This is a genomic window from Novacetimonas hansenii JCM 7643 (assembly GCF_000964405.1).
GTDB classification, from domain to species: Bacteria; Pseudomonadota; Alphaproteobacteria; order Acetobacterales; family Acetobacteraceae; genus Novacetimonas; species Novacetimonas hansenii.
This window is the reverse complement of sequence record NZ_BANE01000194.1, coordinates 1-2,257: the sequence shown is the minus strand read 5'-3', so window position 1 is coordinate 2,257 and position 2,257 is coordinate 1. Positions and strand designations below refer to the sequence as shown.

3 protein-coding genes are annotated in these 2,257 nt (G+C 60.9%); 1 reads left to right on the top strand and 2 read right to left on the bottom strand.

The annotated features are described in order from the left end of the window. Positions 1–312 precede the first annotated feature (312 nt). Both B7G66_RS12885 and B7G66_RS12880 read right to left on the bottom strand, forming a co-directional pair. A complete protein-coding gene (locus B7G66_RS12885; RefSeq protein ID WP_141313084.1) occupies positions 313–828 on the bottom strand; it encodes a hypothetical protein in 516 nt (171 codons plus the stop codon). A 211-nt stretch (positions 829–1,039) separates the two neighbouring features. Then, positions 1,040–1,681, bottom strand: a complete 642-nt coding sequence (locus tag B7G66_RS12880) for a hypothetical protein (RefSeq protein WP_003621674.1) — start codon at positions 1,679–1,681, stop codon at positions 1,040–1,042. Positions 1,682–1,989: 308 nt separating this feature from the next. Here B7G66_RS12880 and B7G66_RS17470 point away from each other — a divergent pair, with 308 nt between their 5' ends. After that, complete coding sequence (locus B7G66_RS17470; RefSeq protein ID WP_040511042.1) at positions 1,990–2,217, top strand: hypothetical protein; 228 nt, start codon at positions 1,990–1,992, stop codon at positions 2,215–2,217. Positions 2,218–2,257 lie beyond the last annotated feature (40 nt).

Sequence of the window (2,257 nt, the reverse complement as noted above, 5' to 3'; positions counted from 1 at the left end):
AGTTTTTGGTGAAGCTTTTTTCAAAAAGCTTCGAAAGACGCCGCCTTTTCAATCGAAAGGCGGCACCCAGAAACTTTTCCTGTTTTTTATCAACGGCTTGTTTTCAAACACTCTCTTCCGCCACAGGCCGCCATGAAAACAGGCCACAGCCCCAAGGTTTCATGCGGCTGTTTTCGCGCGGTCCCTTTCGCCAGGATACGTGCGGGCCAGAACAGATCCTGTGTGAATGCGTGCATTCAAAACGGGTGAAGATGCGCGTAAAAACAATAAACCGGAGCATTTTCACCGAACCGGTTTTTTGGTGGAAATGCCCTAGTGACGTTTTGCCGTCGCTGCTTTTTCCGGCAGGGCAAGCCAGCGGATACGCGCATCGCGCAGTTCGAAATTACGCTTTCCCTGCACGCCCATATCCCCGAACGGGTCATACACGATACCGGTCACTTCCGCGCGGCATTGCGGGTGCATGCCGGTATCGCCGCACATCTGCTGCGCCTTGTCCGAGGACGCGGCCTCCAGCGATGTGCCATCCAGCGGCACGCTGCCGTTCCAGTTCACGCTGCCGGGCAGGTCGTCAATGCGGAATGCGGCACACGCGGCCCCGCCCGCACTGGCGGAGGCGATATAACATGACAGGGTCACACGTTTCCCCACCAGCGACGGCGCCTGTGACAGCAGGGTCGGCACATCCATGACCGGCGGGGGCGGTGCGGGCGGGGTGACGTGACGGGCGGCGGCATGGCCCATGCCCGGCATCGTGGCGCATGCCGCCGACACCGTGACCGCCACCGCCGCCGCACGCCATATGCGCCCAAGAAACACTTGATTCACTTTATTCTGTCCTTCCGTGGGGTCCATGCGATGATGGGCGGGATTTTTTCCCATCCCATCCGCATTGTCACCACGGGGCGGGGGGCAGGCTGTCATGCGCTGGTTGCGGTGCGTGGGGCATGTGGGGGGCGTGGGGCGCGGACATCGCCCCATCACCCCGCCAATGTCGGAACAGCCCGGATCAAAATGGGCCGGATCAGAATGGGCCGAATCAGAATGGATTGGCGCGGTTGCCCGGCGCGTGGCCAAGGTCGGCGAAATGGTTGGTTTCGGCACATCCACGGAAACGGTCCAGCACAGGCGCGCTGCCACCCAGCGCCACATCAACCACCGTGCGCGACCCGTATTCGACCGACGCCCGCTGCCCACGTTCCATGCCATTCAGCAGGTCGGTCATTTCCTGCGGCTTCAGGTCCACCGACAGGGTGGTCGCGTCATTCGCCTGCATGTGAAAGACATGCTGATAGGCGCCGATGCGCACCGTCATGTCCCCCGTGGAACCGGGCGTCAGGGTCCAATGGTCGTCCGCGCTGCGCATCTGCAACGAATCCGCATCGGCGCGCAGCATCAGCACCTCGTTCTCCGCCCCGGCGATGCACAGGTCGGTATGCAGGCCGTGGTCGGGGGAATGGTGGATCGCCACCCACCCGTCATGGCGTTCGTCAATGGTCATGGCCGGCACGGCCGGGGCGGATGCCGGGGCATCGGGTGTCGCCAGCGCCTGACGCGCGCCCGCGGGGGACTGCGCCCATTGCGTGCTGTCCTGCACCTGTCCCGTTGCCTGCGCGGCGGCCATGGCGGGCAGCAGGGACAGGGTGATGATCCCCGCGATAAAGCCTTGATGTATCTTCACTTTGCAACAATCCCGTAGTTGCGACCCATAATGGTTGACCCAAAAAGCACCACCGGGGCATGATCTGCTGCGCCATTGCGCGCCCGCCCCTGATGACGTGACATATATTGTCACTTTATCTTGACGAAAAAAGGGCATAGGCAAGGTAGTGCCTGCTTGTGTGACGTTTTATATGCGCTGTGCCGCCTTAATCCTTCGTGGCATGTAAAACCTGACATGACGTGACGTGTTGTCCTGCTCCGCGGGCAATGCAGGGTTGCCATATTGTGAACGTATTTTGGTCATGATTTTATGGCATGAGCAGGGTAATGAAGAACACTAAACAAGATTTTCATATTCATGATCCCGTGGCGCACGCAGTGTCGATGATCCGCCTGTTCGGGGCCAGAGCCTCTGGCATTGCGGGCCTGCGATCCGGCATGTGCTTCAGCGCGGGCGATCTGGAAATGGCGATCACATGGGCGCGCGTGCGCAATTCGATCCAGAACCTGATGGATGAAGGGGACACCGCCCCCCATTCCCGCCTGTCCCACTGACGCCCTGACGCCCTGACGCCCTGACGCCCTGACGCCCTGA